Annotated in this window: 7 protein-coding genes; 4 read left to right on the top strand and 3 right to left on the bottom strand. The window is 41.7% G+C overall.

Annotated features, from left to right (window positions below; genetic code table 11):
• Window positions 1–58 precede the first annotated feature (58 nt).
• The 3 genes from WFY05_RS08845 to WFY05_RS08835 all read right to left on the bottom strand — a co-directional run bounded on the left by WFY05_RS08845 (window position 59) and on the right by WFY05_RS08835 (window position 2,309).
• The gene (locus tag WFY05_RS08845; protein ID WP_340112446.1) at window positions 59–1,276 is read right to left on the bottom strand and encodes a T9SS type A sorting domain-containing protein; all 1,218 of its coding nucleotides are present in this window, start codon (window positions 1,274–1,276) and stop codon (window positions 59–61) included.
• A gap of 123 nt (window positions 1,277–1,399) precedes the next feature.
• Window positions 1,400–1,696 carry a transcriptional regulator gene (locus WFY05_RS08840; RefSeq protein WP_340112445.1) on the bottom strand — a complete coding sequence of 99 codons (297 nt, stop codon included), beginning with the start codon at window positions 1,694–1,696 and terminating at the stop codon, window positions 1,400–1,402.
• A complete protein-coding gene (locus WFY05_RS08835) occupies window positions 1,689–2,309 on the bottom strand; it encodes a hypothetical protein (protein WP_340112444.1) in 621 nt (206 codons plus the stop codon). The genes WFY05_RS08840 and WFY05_RS08835 overlap by 8 nt, the downstream gene beginning before the upstream one ends.
• Before the next feature lie 563 nt (window positions 2,310–2,872).
• Here WFY05_RS08835 and WFY05_RS08830 point away from each other — a divergent pair.
• The 4 genes from WFY05_RS08830 (at window position 2,873) to WFY05_RS08815 (ending at window position 17,418) form a co-directional block, all read left to right on the top strand.
• Window positions 2,873–7,915, top strand: a complete 5,043-nt coding sequence (locus tag WFY05_RS08830; RefSeq protein WP_340112443.1) for a glycosyl hydrolase — start codon at window positions 2,873–2,875, stop codon at window positions 7,913–7,915.
• A gap of 55 nt (window positions 7,916–7,970) precedes the next feature.
• On the top strand, window positions 7,971–11,855 hold the full coding sequence (locus WFY05_RS08825; protein WP_340112442.1) for a BNR-4 repeat-containing protein: 3,885 nt from the start codon (window positions 7,971–7,973) through the stop codon (window positions 11,853–11,855).
• A gap of 17 nt (window positions 11,856–11,872) precedes the next feature.
• Window positions 11,873–13,999, top strand: coding sequence for a glycoside hydrolase family 88 protein (locus tag WFY05_RS08820; RefSeq protein ID WP_340112441.1), 2,127 nt, complete (start codon window positions 11,873–11,875; stop codon window positions 13,997–13,999).
• A gap of 62 nt (window positions 14,000–14,061) precedes the next feature.
• The gene (locus WFY05_RS08815) at window positions 14,062–17,418 is read left to right on the top strand and encodes a glycoside hydrolase family 2 TIM barrel-domain containing protein (RefSeq protein WP_340112440.1); all 3,357 of its coding nucleotides are present in this window, start codon (window positions 14,062–14,064) and stop codon (window positions 17,416–17,418) included.
• Window positions 17,419–17,582: the final 164 nt, after the last annotated feature.

Here is a 17,582-nt window from a genome sequence, read left to right as displayed (position 1 = left end):
AAAGCTAATGATTTGGACGAATAAAATTGAATTTTTAGTGTGATTTGCAAGGAAAATTCTATCGGATTTTTATTATCGCTGCGTGCGAACTGTTGTATTTGTCGAAGATCTGCAATTGATAAGTTCCTGCAGGCAGGTCGGAAAAGTTGATGTTGAATGGTAACTTTTGGATTTTAAACTGCAACACTAAATTGCCCGATTGATCGAAGAGGTGGCACTGCCAGTGAGCTGCCGAAGTATGTATTGTTTCAAGAAAAGAAACAGTGCAGGTATTTTTTACGGGATTCGGATAAACCAGAAGGTTGTTAAGAATTCTGGCTGCTTTTGGTTCCAGTTGTTCTGTTTTGTTATTCTCATCGCGCCAGTTACGCACATTGTCTTTGTTGTTGTCGGGCAGAGCAACATTACTCAATACTGTGCAGACTTGATCCGAACAACAATTTATCGTGTCGAATGCATCATCCAGTCCATCCATATCTTCGTCATGGTGCAATAAACAGATATCGGCAACCAAGTCATTATTTAAATCGCTTGCTTCTATATGGTCGCTAAGCCCGTCATTATCTGAATCTTCATCAATAAAATCGGGTAACCCATCCAGGTCGGTATCAACCGGCTCATAATAATTGCCACCATAAATAGCATCAAAAGCATCATCCCAACCGTCATGATTTTCGTCGTTTAAACCGGGCTGTATATATTGTCCTTCAATCTGCCATTCAATAAGATCTGTAATTCCGTCGTTATCCGAGTCAATGTCAAAACAATCCGCAATGCCGTCGTTATCAGAATCCATTTCTGAATTAGTTCCTTCGTGAATATCCAGAATTCCGTCATTATCATTATCGATATCTTCTGAATCGATTACATTGTCGCAGTCGCTGTCGGGTTCTACAGTTATAAAAACGTTGGCTTCCGTGTGCAGGTTTCGCTTGTAAGCATTGCAGATGCAGTAGCTAATTTTTATTGTGCCGGAGAATCCTTCTTCAGCGGAGTAAACGAAATTTCCTTTCGGATCGCAGGTAAATCTTCCTGTATCGGAAGCCACAAAATAAGCAAGCTGTGCAACAACTGCGGAATCAATCAAATCGTTGTCAAAAAGATTTCCACTTAGAAAGTCGTTGTTGCAGTTAACCATTAATGTGTAATGATCTTCAATCGCTACAGGCGTGTTATTTTTACCGGATGAGTTAGAAGGAGTGTTTGAGTTTAAAAATATCAGTGGTGCGTATAAAAGAACATATACATTCACCAATGCATACAATGCCCCCCTCATTTGTTGATCTTTTGTTTTTTGCTGCTACAAAACTATAATTCATTCACGTAGTGCAGCTAAATATTTTTTAAACTTATCAACACTATGTGGGTGATTACTAACAAGAAAACGGCTATAAATAGCCTACAACTTCCCTGATATTTTGAAATATTCTGAGATCGATTCAATATATCGTTCGTATGCGTCGATACCTTTAGTTGTAATTTTTAAAGTAGTGAGCGGATAATTTTTTCTAAACGATTTTTTTACCTCAATGTAACCCGCATCTTTCAGCTTTGAAATCTGAAAGCTGAGATTCCCTTTTGTGGTTTCGATATTCTCCAGCAAGTAGGAAAACTCCGCCGATTTTAAAGGCAGCAGAATGGTCATGATCGAAAGCCTGACCTGCGAATGAAGAATCGGATCAAGATCTTTAAACATCTGCAGGCTTTTTATTTTGCATGTACATTAAAATACCCGGAATGACAAAACAGATAAAATCGGCGATGGCACGGAGAAGGTACTGATCTGACAATTCCAGCCCTGAACCAATCCAGGCGGCGACCCAGTAAATGACACCAAAGGCCGATAACAGATAATACCTGTAAATTCCACCGGTCACAAATAGTGCAAAACCGATTAAAACCATTTGCAGAGGATGCAACAAAGCAAAATTAACATCGTGTAAAAATCCTTTTGTTATTATTACATTCAGATTGTGGGCGAGTATAATTCCGATCCATACAAAACGCGTGGAAATAGCAGTATAAGTTCGAATTGTTTTCTTGCGAAAGAAGATAAAATAGATGGTAATACCAATTACAACAATTCCACCAAGTATATGAATCGTGTCAATAATGTTACGTTCCCACCATACTACTAAATAAGTCGATTTGTAATAGTTCAGAAGGAAACCTATAGTAAACATACCGCCCCATAGCATTAAAAGGATTCCGTCATCAAATAGCGATCGTTTTGAGGTGGCTACCGCTGTCTTGAGCGTTTTGAGCAATTCGCTGTCACTCATTTCAGGATGGGATGCAGTTGAATTCATATTGGTTATTTTTTTGTTTATAAAATTAAACAAGTTTGTAATACAAACCAAATTTTAGCTTGTTTATTTTGTTGGAAATTAAACAGATGGTGTTTTGTAATTAAACAATAGATGACAGTCAGAAAGAAACAGAAATAGTGCGTTCTATCAAGCCTCCAAGAAACGCATAATATTAAAAAATTGTTTTTGCCAGTCCCCCCAGAAGTTAGAATTAGGATTTAGTTTCCAGATAGAGTATGTTTTGAAATTATATAGGGAAATCCATATTTTTATGATTGGTTTTGTCTATTTATTTGGAGAGAATTCAATTGCTCACTAAATTCTTGTATGTTGTCGCCGAGAAAGATAACTAAAGAAATTTCTTAGTATACAGAAAATAGTAATGCATTTAAGCGCTGAACTATCATTGTAATAATTAAAAATAAAAACCATTGCTACTAAATTTACATCAAATAAAACAAAGAGAATTAGTAATGCTTCGTTGATTAAAATGTGGCTGACCATATATTTCTTTTTGGCTATTTTTCGACACCTTTTTAAACTTTATAAAACTAATACAGGGAATGAAAGAACGTTTATTTTTTACGCTTATAGGACTCATCTCGTTGATGCCTGTCTTTGCTCAACAGGATATTACGGACACATTTCTCACCAATGCAGGGTTTAACTCGAACTTTAACTATCCCATAGGTTATACAGGATCTGTGACATCAACGAATCCCGGAACGATGAGGAGTGTAACCGGATGGACCTCCGGGCCGGTTATCGACTGGAGTGTTACGGGTACTTATGAATACGGGTGGACAGGCCGGTTTAATGATGCTGCTGTGCCAACTTCGGGCTACGACGAAGCTACCGGGCCGGGAGAGGGCGCTTTAGGGCTTTCCGTAGGCTGGGGAAATAGCTTATATTATACCCAGAACGTAACTTTGCCCGCAGGTATTTACGCTATAGAGTTTGCAATGTGCTTACGAGGCGGAAACAGCATTCAAAATAATTTAACGGGCTGGGTGCCGAATAGTGGAACTGCCGTTCTTTCTCCAATACGGACTGTTGATACAGACGATTGGGTAATTGGCACTGTGGAATTTACGCTTTCTGAAGAAACTGTGGGGAAAATCCGGATAGGAATGCAAGCTAACGGGGGTGCCACATCTACAGCAATGGCAAGGATGTTTATCGACGATGTTAAGCTTATTTATTATGACGATTTGGATGTTCTTCTAATAGAACTTAAAGAACAAAAAGCCTTGGCTCAAACAAATGTTTCAATTGATGGTCCGGGGGTTTACAATACGGATGAATTAAACACAGCCATAGCCAATGCGGATGCCATAGATCTTGAAAATACAACTGAAAGCGAACTGGTTTTAGCTATTGATATGTTGAAAGCAGCCAATGAAAATGCTGCAGCTGTTATGCAAGTATATGCTCCGCTAAAAGAAGCGCTCAATAACGCCACATTATACGCCGAAACAACTTATTATCCGGGAAGAAGTGATTTAGAGGAGGCAATTGCTGCAGCGCGGGTGGTGTACGATAGCGCTGATGACCAAAGCAGTAATATATCCTCAACGATAGAGGCGCTCAGCCAGGCAGTTAGCATTTATCAAAGTACTGGCAGTGTTGAAATCACTGAAGATTATCTTACAAATCCTGGTTTTAACCAGAATTGCAACTACAAGACCGGTGGTACGCAAACGGTGGGTACAACCAATCCGGGAACGCTGGGTAACGTAACCGGATGGACATACGACAGTGCCCCTGCCTGGAGTGTTGCCGGAACCTTTGAATACGGTTGGGCTGGTGACTTTAACGGCGTTTCTGCTCCTGCTGCCGGCTCAGACGGAGCTACAGGTTCAGGCCAGGGAGCCATGGGGATTTCTGTCGGTTGGGGCGGGAGTATAGTCTATACCCAGGCCGTAACTTTGGAAGCGGGTAAATACTCCATCGAATTTGCCGTAAATTTCCAGGGAGCTGATAACATCAACAATAACCTAATTGGCTGGGTTCCCAGCGAAGGAGCGGCTGTATTATCGGATATGACAACCGCCTCAACAGGAGAATGGACAATAGGCGAAGTTACGTTTACTGCTACCGAACAAACAACCGGAGACATACAGGTTGGAATGCAGGCTTATGGTTCAACTTCGTCGTCAAATTCCCGGTTATTTATCGACTACGTTAAACTGTTAAAATACAGTAACGACAAAACAAATTTGGAGGCACTGGTAGATTCTGCTGCAATGATGCTGGCCAGTCAGGAAAATGTTCCTGAGGGCTCCACCGCCTATACCGATTTAGAAACAGAGCATGCCTCTGCTCAAATAGTTTTGGATAATAGCCGTGCAAGCGATGAAGAAATTCTTAGTGCCGAAAATGCGATGAAGATGGCTATCGTAAATGTTCATGCAGCCATTTTGGCCTATAACGTTGCCGGTGCAACTGTCGATAACCCGATAGATCTTAGTTATAAAATTTTTAATCCTGATTTCGAATTGAACGGCGGCTCTACCGATGGATGGATCACAACACTGGGAATATTCAACGGACCAAATGCCTCCTTCGATGGTGCTCCTGTTCCAAACCACGTGTTGGATGGAGTTGGTTTTGCAACAACTGTCGGTTATCAAACCGTAAGCGGTTTGCCGGCAGGTGTTTACCGCGTAAAAGCCATTGCGAGGGGAAGGGTAGAAACCAATGCTCATATGTTTCTTGGCGCAGAAGCGGGCAAAACTTTTGGTTCGCCGGAGGCACACCGGGTAAGTACGCAAATTGATCGTATTGGGGACATCGGCGGAGAACTCAATTATGGTTTTAATCAGTACGAAACCCCGCTTCTGGTCCTTGAAGAAGGTGAGATTGCAGTGACTCTGGGTATATATTTTGACAACGACTGCGGATGGTCAAGTGCTGATAATTTTGAGCTTTATTATTATGGAACCACTGAGAAGGTAGTCAATTCGCTTAAAAATAATCTTATAGCCTTAAAGGACTCTACTAACATACCAACAGGGTATGATTTAACGGAAGCAAATGCTCTTGTAAATACTGTTCTTACCGATGAGAATGCAATTACCCTGATTGCTGGCCTTGAGGAAACTATTGCCTCTTTAGAAAAGGATATTGCAGCGAACATTGATGCTTCATTGTCGGATTTGAAAGTCAACGGGAAAAGCATCAAAAATTTCTCTCCATCGGTGTATGAATACCTTTACAACATTCATACGACTTCGCCTGACATGCCGACAACTCCTGCCGTAACGGCTATTAAGAACAGTTCGTATGCAGAAGAACCGGAAATTAGCGATGCTGAAGAAATACCTGGAACAACAAGCATAACCGTAACAGCAGGTAATGGTCAAACGCAAACCTACACCATTAATTTCGATGCTGTTTTACTCACCGAGCTTGAAAATAATACGGTTACACTTGAGACTTTGGAAAATGTATTTTATGAGCTAAGTGGAGTTGGCCAGCTTACCATTACCGGTTCCGATGATCCTCTGAATGGCAGTCTTCTCGACCTGAAATCCATCGACACGTGGATTTACTTTCCGAATATAAAGCCTTCGCAGGTGGTTAGTAATCAATTATCCAGCATTAAAGTCAATGGCGAGGATGCTGTTGAAAGCGTTAATATCAGGGTAACTCAATACCTGAATGGTGCGATGGTCATTCCTCATTCAAGTACTTACCAACCCCTAACCGTATATTCCGGGAAAAACCTTGGCGGCGAATCCAGGAGCCTTGGTATTAATAACTACTACAAAACCAGCCAGTTAGGGGATATGAACGATGATATTGAATCGTTTAAACTAAAAAAAGGGTACATGGCAACTTTTGCAAGTAATCAAAATGGGACAGGGACCAGCCGTGTATATATTGCCGACAAAAACGACATTACTGTAAAAACAATGCCGTCAGGCCTTTCAAACAGCGTTTCGTTCATCATAGTAAGAAAATGGCGATGGACAACTAAAAAGGCATGGAGAGGAAGCGCTGCCGGTGCAGACAGGTTTGGGGCAACATCACATTATGATTACAATAATGCCGCACGTTCAACCCTCGATGTTGAATACATTCCGATGCGTCATAATCCGGGTTGGAATGCTTACAGCAACTTTTTAAATCAGTTTGAGAGTACCCATGCTTTAGGCTACAACGAGCCCGATAACTCTGTTGACGATGGTTACAGCACTGTGGCAGATGCGATAGCCAACTGGCCCCGGATGATGGAGTCGGGTTTACGCCTGGGAACTCCGGCCACAACCGACGGCGGTTTGTGGTGGTTGTACGATTTCCTCGATCAGTGTAAAGCCCGAAACTACCGGGTAGACTTCATCGCATGGCACTATTACAGAAGGGGGAATTCAACAACGAATTATTATAATGCGCTTCGCGACATTCATAATAGAACCGGGATGCCAATTTGGATTACAGAGTTTAATAATGGTTGTAACTGGACTTATGATAATAGTAACCCGGTGCCGAGTATTGAAAGGAATGGAGAAGTGATAGAGTCATTTATCCACATGCTTGATACGGCGCATTTTGTGGAAAGATATTTTGTTTGGGATGGTTGTAACGAGAATCTCAGGATGACAAATTCCGCCACAGGAGAATTATACCCTGCCGGTATTGCATACCGCGACCAGGTATCTACGATGGCATATACCGAGGACTTTTACAATAGTAATTCGCTCGGCGGAACCATCATACAGGAAAATTCTGAGGGCTTCTGTAATATTGACGGAACAATTGACAACAACCACGACGGCTATACCGGTTCAGGTTTTGCCAATGCGGATAATGCCGAGGGTTCAGGCATTGAATGGAAAGTTGTTTTCCCTGCTGACGGGGCCAAAACATTTACCTTCCGTTATGCGATGCATAACGACAGGGCTGTCAACTTATACATTAATGATGAATTGGTCGCCGATAGTATTATATTCCCTGCAACTCCTTCATTGTCTCAATGGGTAAAACTACCTGTTATGGCTTATGCCAACGCAGGTATTGCTGCTGTGCGCCTGGAAGGCGCTACCGGAGAGGGATTACCCAATATAGACTACATGCAGGTAACAGAAGTAAGCGCAACCGATTGCGATGCTTCTATACATACCGTTACGCTAACGGTTAAAGATGGAGAGGAATTAATAGAAGGCGCAACAGTTAGTATCAATTCGAATGAATTTGTTACAGATGCTAACGGTACGGTAACTATTGAGTATGTGAACAACGGCGATTATGGTTTTACAGTGACTGCAGATGGCTTTAAGGACTATAATGGAAACATAACAGTAAATGAGGCAGATGTAACCAAGGATGTTGCCATGACTAATACCGTTGGAATAAACGATAACTTTGTCACTGAGCTTAAGATATATCCTAACCCGGCATCTAAGTTTGTGACTGTTGACGCCAACAGCGAAATATCGGATATAAAAGTGTATGATAATTACGGAAGATTAGTATTGATGCACAGTAACGGGAAAAGAAATAATCAGGAACAGATTGATATTAGCCGCCTTGTACCAGGGATGTACCACCTTCAGTGTATTGTGGATAATACGCTGCATACCGAGAAATTGATTATTAAATAGTCGTAATCTGGCCATTAAAAAGAGACATCTTTGAAGATTTATAAATTATAATGAGATGAAGACCAAATTCTTACTAATCGTATTATTGTTCTGCAATGCTTTATTTGTAACGGCGCAGACCAATCTCCTGGCAGGCTGGGATGGTAACGGGGATACCAATCAAAGCACTTCTTATCCGGATCAATACGGATGGGCGGTTTCTTCCGGTGAGTTTAATTATGCCAATTCAGGGAGCGGGGTGAGGTACATGGATATCACATCCGGCCATACCTTAAACGGTTCAACTTACACCGGACGCCTTATGATGATTCGCTGGGATGGTTCCGGCGCAACAACTTCAGGTTCTGTTTTTAGTTTTCCGGTAGAACTGGAACAGAATAAACGCTATAATTTCTCCTGGATTTATGAATGGTGGAACAATGGCGCTTCGCCTGTTTTAACTGTTGGAATCAGTACAGACCGTTTGGCAGAGAATAATATCGTAACGCAGGACTTTGCATGTGGCACCAGACAACAACTTTTAGAAGGTGAAATGGAATTTGCTGCTACAGAAACAGGCTCATTTTATCTTACCATAAAAGGGGGAAGCGGAACCCTTTGTGCCCTGGGAGAACTATCGTTAACAGAAATACCACCGGCACTGAGAAGTAGCGTATCTTCCATTGAGTTTAATCATTTTTTAAATGAAACGGAAATTTATGTTTACCCTAATGGCTCTTCCGACCCGATCTCCATTACTGCCCCGGCTGATGTGAATGTTTCCCCGGCAGAACTTCCGGCAGAAGGCGGCACTCTTATGGTTTCGGCAATAAACAATACTGATTTTTCAGGGAACATTGTTATTGTGCAGGGGAGCGAGCAACTCACCATTCCGGTTACTGGAACTTTTGCAGAAAACCAACAGCCAATTGAAATAAATGAGGTAACAGAAGAAGGAGCCTGGTGCTGGTTTGCCGACCCACGTGCACTGCATTACGAAAATGAAAGTGGTACAATCAATAACACTTATATTGGCTACATTGATGTGCATGGGGCTATTAAGGCAACACAAATTGACCACATCAATAATGTGACAAATGAGGTGTTGGTTCGTTCTTATTTTCAGCCGGATGACCACAATAATCCAACTTTTTTGGTGCTTCCTGATGAGCGAATCATGATATTTTATTCGCGCCATACCGATGAAGCGTGTTTTTATTACCGGATTTCACAAAAGCCGGGCGATATTACCACTTTGGGAAAAGAAGTTCGTTTGGTAACCTCGCATAATACGACTTATCCTTCGCCTTTTATTTTGTCGGACGACCCAGATCATATTTATTTGTGTTGGAGAGGTATTAACTGGCATCCGACTATCGGGCGTTTGACGAAGCCTGACGAAAATGACGATTGTAGTTTTGATTGGGGACCAAAACAAATTGTACAGTCCACAGCCGCGCGCCCTTATGCCAAGTATGTTTCCAACGGAAAAGACAAAATCTACATGACTTACACCACTGGTCATCCGGACAATGAAGCAACCAACTATGTTTATTTCAATTATATTGATGTTAATGATATGACTTTGCGCGATATAAAAGGGAAACAATTATCATCCATCGCAAACGAGGTACACAATATCGCGGCTACCTCTACATATTACAATAATAATCCTGATGCAGTGGTAGATAACTCTTCTTATCGAAATTGGGTGTGGGAAGTATCAATGGACGAAAATGGAAACCCTGTAATTGCGATGGTGCGCATCAATGGCAGTAAAACATCACACGATTACTATTACGCTAAATGGACAGGAAGCGAGTGGCGTAAAACATTCCTTGAAAACGGGGGAGGGCATTTTCACCAAACAGCCGGACTGGAACTTTGTTACAGCGGTGGTATGGCAATCGACGACACCGATCCCAATGTGATATATTGCTCTGTTCCTGTTGCGGGAAGCAACGGCGATGTTTATGAATTAAAAAAATACAGCATTGCTCAGGATGGGACACTGGCTTCCACTGTGCAGCTTACAGGAGCTTCAGAAAAAAATAATGTACGTCCATATTCCATTCCGAATGGTGGCGATAAATTGGTTTGGATGTATGGCGACTATTACGACTGGATAGTAAGCGCAACCCATCCGGAAGGCTTTGCTACGGGAGTTCGTGCTAATTTTGAATTGCCGGAAAGCGCTGTTGATTTGAATAACGGACTCGTAAAATATGAGGCCTTTGATACTACTGATGGCTTTACCGGGGAAGCCAACGTTTACGACAGTATGTTATTTATTTCAGGAAACCAAAATGCCACGATTGCTGTGCCCGAAGAAAACAGTTTTACCATTTCCATTTCTCTTTTTGTAGACAATAACAGTTATTACGGTGAACTGCTGAAATTTGGTAATTTTATTTACGGATTAAGTGAGAATGACAACACCTTTCCTTATGTGAAAACCGGGGATGTAATTTTTAACAGCAGCAATTTACTTGGCAATTCGGATGTCTGGAAAACAGAAGGCAGGGGAACCGGAGGCAACTGGCCGTCGCCAACAAAATACCGCTTTTTCAACATGGCGATGAGCTATGAAAACGGTGTATTAAAAACCTACATTAACGGTTTGCTCGACCAGTATATCGAAGTGGGCGATTTAACTTTGTCGGATATTACAATTGGCGGGTTCAAAGGTGCCGCTGAAGAATTACGTGTCTATAGCCGTGTTTTGTCGCAGGATGAGATAAAAAGTATTTCGGCGGTTACAGCAGAATCCACAGCCGGTAAAACAACAGCCACGGAATTTGGCTTGTTATCCCTGCCCAAAGATGTGCATAGCGACATTGTTTTACCCGATTTGGGCACTAGCCTTACCTGGAGTTCTTCCAATACAGGAATCATTTCCAATACAGGATTGGTAACCTTGCCCGCTACAGAAACGACAGTTACGCTTACCGCCACCTTAAATGAAGATGGCATTGATCCCCGCGTGTTCAATGTAACGGTTTATCCCCGCGATATTGATAATAACAAATTGTTGTACTACTCGTTTGAAGCTAAGGATGTATATACCGACGACGGGATAACATATGTTACCGATAAATCGGGAAACGGAAACGATGCTGCGGTTTACGGCAATGCATCGGTTAATGGCGTACTGGATTTATCATCCAACACCAACACCGGGTTTTCTGCCAATGGTTATGCCATAGCCCCGGGCGGTTTGTTAAGCGACTTAAGGAGTTACAGCTTCGTAATGAAGGTGAACCCGGTCAGGCTTACCAATCAACCCCGTATTTATGATTTTGGGACAGCCGCATCAAACAGTGTGTTTGGGCGATTAAATACATTCTCAGCTGGATTGAAATACAATGGTGCTACAACTATATTAATCAACTCTTCGACACCTCTTGCTCCCGGTGAAGAAACATTTTTGGCTTTCACTTTTGATGCCAAATCTAAAACAACGAAAATATACCTCAACGGAGAAGAGACTGCAAGCGCCACAAGTATAATGCACGAACCATATGAAATTGCTTTATTAGGTTCAGATAACCGCAATTATATAGGGCGTACTCAGTGGTGGGATTCGGGTGTAGCAAATGATAATGCCGATTTTTGTGGTACTATTGATGATTTTTACCTGTTTGATATTGCATTAACTTCGGAAGAACTGCATGCCCTTGGGAAAATATCTTCAGTATTAACAGTGTCTCAAAAAAAACTTGTTTCAATATATCCAAACCCGGTATCGAAAGGGCAAAATATAACCATAAGTTATGCTCCGGAAAAATATAAAAATGGTCTTACAGTTCAGGTGATAAATTTAGATGGGAAGGTACTGCAATCCATACAGGCAGAGAATTTTCCTTTTGAATTAAAGAATGAATTTACAAGCGGACTTTATTTTGTGAAAATAATCAATAATATAAATCAAATCCTGCATGGGAGGTTTATCGTACAATAACTTAACTTGTTCGTAAAATGGTAAAATATATTTTAAATATTCAACTGCTTTTTATTCTGGGGGCGTTGCTACTATTAAAGCCGGCTAAAGCCGAAGAATTGCAAAATCCTGTAAAAGCTGAAATTATTTCTAAAATCAGGAAGGCAAATGATTACTGGCAAAATGCAAACACACCGCAGGTGAGGTCTTTTTGGGATAACGCTGCTTATCATACCGGGAATATGGAGGCTTATTTCATAACAGGTAAGGAGAAATACCTTGATTATTCGATCCTTTGGGCAGAACATAATAACTGGCAGGGGGCCACATCAAACGACACCGCCAATTGGAAATACAATTACGGCGAAAGTTCGCAGTACGTTTTGTTCGGCGACTGGCAAATTTGTTTCCAAACCTACATCGACATCTACAATATCAAGCACGAAGAACAAATGGTGGAACGCGCCAAAGGCGTAATGGAATACCAAATGAGTACGCCAAACTCTGATTATTGGTGGTGGGCCGATGGTTTGTATATGGTAATGCCAGTGATGACCAAACTATACAAATTAACCGGCAACGAATTATACCTGGATAAACTGTACGAGTACTTTAAGTTTGCCAAAGGTGTGATGTGGGACGAAGAAGAAGGACTCTTTTACAGAGATGGTAGCTATGTTTATCCGGGGCACACCACCCTGGCGGGAGGTAAGGATTTTTGGGCCCGTGGTGATGGATGGGTTTTTGCCGGGCTTGCAAAAGTGTTGCAGGATTTGCCGGAAGACAGTGAATACCGCAATGAATTTCTCAGTATTTATGAATCGATGGCAGAAGCTTTGGCAGCCTGTCAGTTTGAGGAGGGATACTGGACGAGAAGTTTGTTGGATGAAGCGCAATGCCCCGGTTACGAAACCAGTGGTACGGCCTTTTTTACTTATGGATTCTTCTGGGGGATCAACAATGGCATTTTAGATTCTGCAAGCTACATCCCGGTAGCATTAAAGGGCTACGAGTACCTGACTAACATTGCATTACAACCCGACGGAAGGGTAGGCTATGTACAACCCATTGGTTCTGCAGCAATTCCGGGGCAGATATTATACCCTACATCAACGTCAAATTTTGGTGTCGGGGCATTTCTTCTGGCGCTTAGTGAAGCCTCAAGATGGGCAAAGGGCGAAATGCCACTTATTCCGGAATCCATAACCTTAGTGGATGAAAATAACCTGCGGGTTACATTTACAGAAGAACTGGATGAAACAACGGCAACCGTCCCTGCAAATTATTTTATTGAAAGTATAACTATTCAAAGCGTAACTTTGGAAGAGGACAAAAAAAGCGTGCAGATAAACTGCTCCGAATTACCGTTTGGGGCGCATATTTTGCGTTTGTATAATATCGAAAGCATTTCGGGCAGCAAAATTGCCGAGAGCGATTCGCTTTCGTTTACCCGTGTAAGTAAATTGGAAGTTACGGCCAGTGCTTACCAGGAAGGTAATCCGCCTGAAAATACGCTTGATTACAATTTTGGCACCCGCTGGTCGGCAGAAAGTAGCAGAATATGGGGATCACCCACCCAATATGAAGAGCAATGGATACAGTTTGACCTGCATGATATTGAAACAGTTGAATCAGTGGATATTGCTTTTTACTCGGGTGATCAGCGTACAAATACCTTTAAAATTTCCTTATCGGAAGATGGGGAAACATTTACTGAAGTTTTTGACGGTGTTTCAAGTGGTTCAACTTCCAGACTTGAAAATTTCGATTTTGATGATACCATTGCCAGATATGTTAAACTTTCTTGTTATGGCAATTCTCAAAGTGGATGGAACAGCATCACTGAAGTTAGGATAAATACAAAATCAACGGCTACTTCTGTACCTTCTATTAATAAAGCGAAGTCCTTTGATAATTTATTATTATGGCCCAATCCGTATTCAGGGGAAGAACTGTCTGTTCTTAGCAAGCTGACGGGGGCCGACGCTTCAATAGCAATTGCTGATATAAGCGGTAAAATACGATATACTCAATCCGTTAAATTACCCGGGGAAAAAAGTATCGCCTTCAAAATTCAACCTTTGGATTTATCGCCCGGTATTTATACAGTTGTCGTTTACAATAATTCGGGTTTAAAAAGCAGTACCTTACTGGTAAATAATTGAAATAATAAGCTGACTGTTTTTACTGATTTGTCCTCTAAAAAAAATAATGAAAGTATTCAACTATGAACAAACCGTTATTCAAGTTGCTATTGGGTGTTTTTATGCTAACCAATCTTAATGTATTAAACGCACAGCGCAACGTTATCGACTTTAATGTATCCTGGAAATTTGGGAATACCTCTCTTCATAACGCCATCTCGGCTGGTTTTGACGATTCCGGATGGGAGACACTTAACCTGCCCCACACTTGGAATGGCCTGGACGGGCAGGATGGAGGGAACAACCTTTTCAGGGGGGCACGTTGGTACAGGAAATCTTTTGTTGCCGAAACATCCTGGCAAGGTAAAAAAGTATTTCTGAGGTTTGGCGCTGCCAATATGAAAACAGACGTGTATATCAACGGGCAGACCGTGGGAACACATATTGGTGCTTATGCCGCTTTTATATTTGATATTTCAGAATTCCTGGAATTTGGTGAAGACAATATTATTGCTGTGAGGGTTGATAATTCGTCGGGTATAGATGCAGCCCCGCTTTCCGGCGACTTTTCTTTTTTTGGCGGAATAACCCGCAATGTGGAATTAATTGTTACCGATCCCCTTTTTATTTCCCCTCTTGACTATGCTTCGCCCGGTGTTTACCTCACCCCGCACAATATTTCCGAAGCTCAGGCAGACCTGAACATTAAGGTCTTGGTAGGTAATCATTACGAAGAAAGCAAAGATGTTGAGGTGGAGGCTTTCATCAAAGATAAGATGGGAAATACCATTAAAACCGTGAAAACGAATGTAACCGTTGATCCAAATACAGTCATCAATACTTCTATGGATACAGATATTCAGTCGCCAACTCTGTGGAATGGAGTACATAATCCATATTTATACAGTGTTGTGGTAACCCTGCGAACAAACGACAATGTTACAGACAAGGTCGAACAGCCACTTGGTTTCCGTACTTTTGCTGTTGATCTTAATTCCGGTTTTATATTAAACGGTAGTAATTACAACCTTCACGGGGTATGCTTGCACGAAGACCGTCCGGACATTGGCCGTGCGATCAGCAATGAACAGCGCAAAGAAGATTTAGGCATTCTTCAGGATTTAGGATGCACCTACATACGTTTGGTACATTCGCAACATGGCAAATTTAACTACGAATATTGCGACAGCATAGGTATGGTACTGAGTACCGAAGTACCCCTGGTAAATAGAATAAATTCAAGCGCTGCATTTACTGAAAACTCAAAAAACCAACTCAGGGAATTGATCAAGCAGAACTACAACCACCCATCTGTTATGTTTTGGGGCTTATATAACGAGGTTAATTTTCATGACGGGCCAAGCCCGGCATCACTTATTGACGAACTAAATACGCTGGCCCACGAACTTGATTCAACGCGTTTTACCACCGGGGCAGCTCAGAAAGACGAAGCCGAAACCCACTGGATAGTGGATGTGTGTGGTTGGAACAAATATATGGGCTGGTACGATGGTTCTTTTGACGATTACGCCTCGTGGGCTGATTGGTTGCGTTCTGCCCATCCGAGCACAAAAATTGGCATGAGTGAATATGGAGCCGGGGCCAGCATCCATCACCATCAGGAAGTGTCCATCCGGCCCAATCCGGGCGGGCCATTCCACCCAGAAGAATACCAGGCGAATTATCACGAAGCTTATTATCAAGCAATGCTGGAAAGACCTTTTATCTGGTCAACAGCAGTGTGGGTCGCATTTGACTTTGCTTCTGATTACCGTGCCGAAGGCGATGCTCTGGGTATTAATGACAAAGGATTGGTTACCCGCGACAGAAAAGTAAAAAAGGATGCCTTCTATTTCTATAAAGCGCATTGGACCAAAGAGCCATTTGCTTATATCTCAAGCCGCCGTTTTACAGAGCACACCAGCAAGTATACTAAAGTAAAAGTATATTCCAATTGCGATTCTGTGGCATTGTTTGTTAACGGTAATCCTTTTGATGTTTTAACAAGCGACAATCATATTTATACCTGGCCAGACATTAAATTATCCGAAGGCGAGAATAAAATTGAGGTAAAAGGCTTTTTTGAGAATAGTACTTTTATGGATTCATGCTTTTGGAATTATACGAAAGTCGGGAACGATACTTTGCTTGCCGGAGACCTGCAAATTAATTTTCAGACAAGCGGTGCTGCTACTCCCGTGGGTTATTTGCCCGATGTTGGCGCTGCATTCGGAAACAGGGGAAATGGCTATTCATACGGTTGGACTCCTGTCAATACCGTCAATACGCGGGAAAGGAATTTTTCGCCAGACCAGCGTTTCAATACATTTAACCACATGCAGAGAAACGATGTAAACTATACATGGGAAATTACTGTTGATAACGGGGTCTATCTATTGGGTATCGGGTGCGGCGATCCTGACTATACCGATAGTTACCATAAAATATCGGCTGAGGGGAAATTGGTTCTGGAAGGTTTCCATACAAATACCTCCATGAAAGTTTCGACCGATACAGTTACAGTAAGAGATGGCAGACTAACCATAAGCCCGGCACCGGGAGCCTCAAATACAAAAATCAATCTTATCCATATCACTAAACTTGATAGCATTCTTCCTGCAAAACTCGAAATCCAAAATGGCAGTTTTGAGCTGCCCACGGATGATGTGAAATTCCGTGCCGATGGAGTGGGAGGCGCAATGGTATTTAATGGCAATGTGCCGGGCTGGTGGGCCGATCCGGGAGCGACTGATTGTGGTCGCCAAAATACAAGCAAGCCCGCCCATGATGGGAATTATACGGCCTTTGCATATAATAACGATGGTGGATCAATATGGGCTATTGCAGGCACTGTGCCTGAAAATATGAGAGATTTGGTTTTGTCGTTTTATGCCTGGGAAAGCTTTCCGCAAGAGCAAACCGGAGTTGATATTGTCGCTAAATTTGCCGTGTATGAGGGTTCCGATCCTGAGAATTTTACCCTACTGGAAACCTTAACAATACCTTTTAGTTCGACTAGTTTGGATAATAATGGCTGGGGTAACTTTATATATTCCTATACGCTGCCCAAATCTACTGTAGGTAAAAACCTGTTAATTGGTTTCGATATAGTTACTCAAAGTAATGCTGATTCTTGGTTTAGCTTTGATAATTTTACACTGTCAGTCTCCCCGGTAACAGCAGTAATCGATAATGCTTCAACCCTGCAAGTCATTAATGTATTTCCCAATCCGGCACGCGATTATTTGACTATACTGATGGATCCCAACACTTTTGCCAAGTACACGTTCTATGATGTGTCAGGCAGGCCAGTTCTTTCGGGGAGTATAGCAGACAGAAACCATACTATAAATCTTAATTCATTAAATAAAGGAATTTATTTTTTAAAAGTTGAGAATCCACTTGGGACAAAGGTGATAAAAACCATAGTTAAATGGTAATGTACATCCTGGAAAATCAAACTTCTTTCTTAAGGTATATTTTAGAATTTTATGTAAAAGTTGTTATTTTTACGATGGTTAGTTCATAACGCGTTATATTGCAAGAAATCATTTAAATTGCTATTTCCAATAGATTTTTTAAAATAAACTGTTACAAATAAATC

The sequence above is a fragment of the Maribellus mangrovi genome, from assembly GCF_037646455.1.
Classification (GTDB): domain Bacteria; phylum Bacteroidota; class Bacteroidia; order Bacteroidales; family Prolixibacteraceae; genus Draconibacterium; species Draconibacterium mangrovi_A.
This window is presented reverse-complemented; position numbering and strand designations above follow the sequence as displayed.

Excerpts from the sequence above, each read along its gene's own strand:
- WFY05_RS08820 (WP_340112441.1), top strand. The coding sequence starts at position 11,873 with ATGGTAAAATATATTTTAAATATTCAACTGCTTTTTATTCTGGGGGCG.
- WFY05_RS08815 (WP_340112440.1), top strand. The coding sequence starts at position 14,062 with ATGAACAAACCGTTATTCAAGTTGCTATTGGGTGTTTTTATGCTAACC.
- WFY05_RS08835 (WP_340112444.1), bottom strand. The coding sequence starts at position 2,309 with ATGAATTCAACTGCATCCCATCCTGAAATGAGTGACAGCGAATTGCTC.
- WFY05_RS08845 (WP_340112446.1), bottom strand. The coding sequence starts at position 1,276 with ATGAGGGGGGCATTGTATGCATTGGTGAATGTATATGTTCTTTTATAC.
- WFY05_RS08840 (WP_340112445.1), bottom strand. The coding sequence starts at position 1,696 with ATGTTTAAAGATCTTGATCCGATTCTTCATTCGCAGGTCAGGCTTTCG.
- WFY05_RS08830 (WP_340112443.1), top strand. The coding sequence starts at position 2,873 with ATGAAAGAACGTTTATTTTTTACGCTTATAGGACTCATCTCGTTGATG.
- WFY05_RS08825 (WP_340112442.1), top strand. The coding sequence starts at position 7,971 with ATGAAGACCAAATTCTTACTAATCGTATTATTGTTCTGCAATGCTTTA.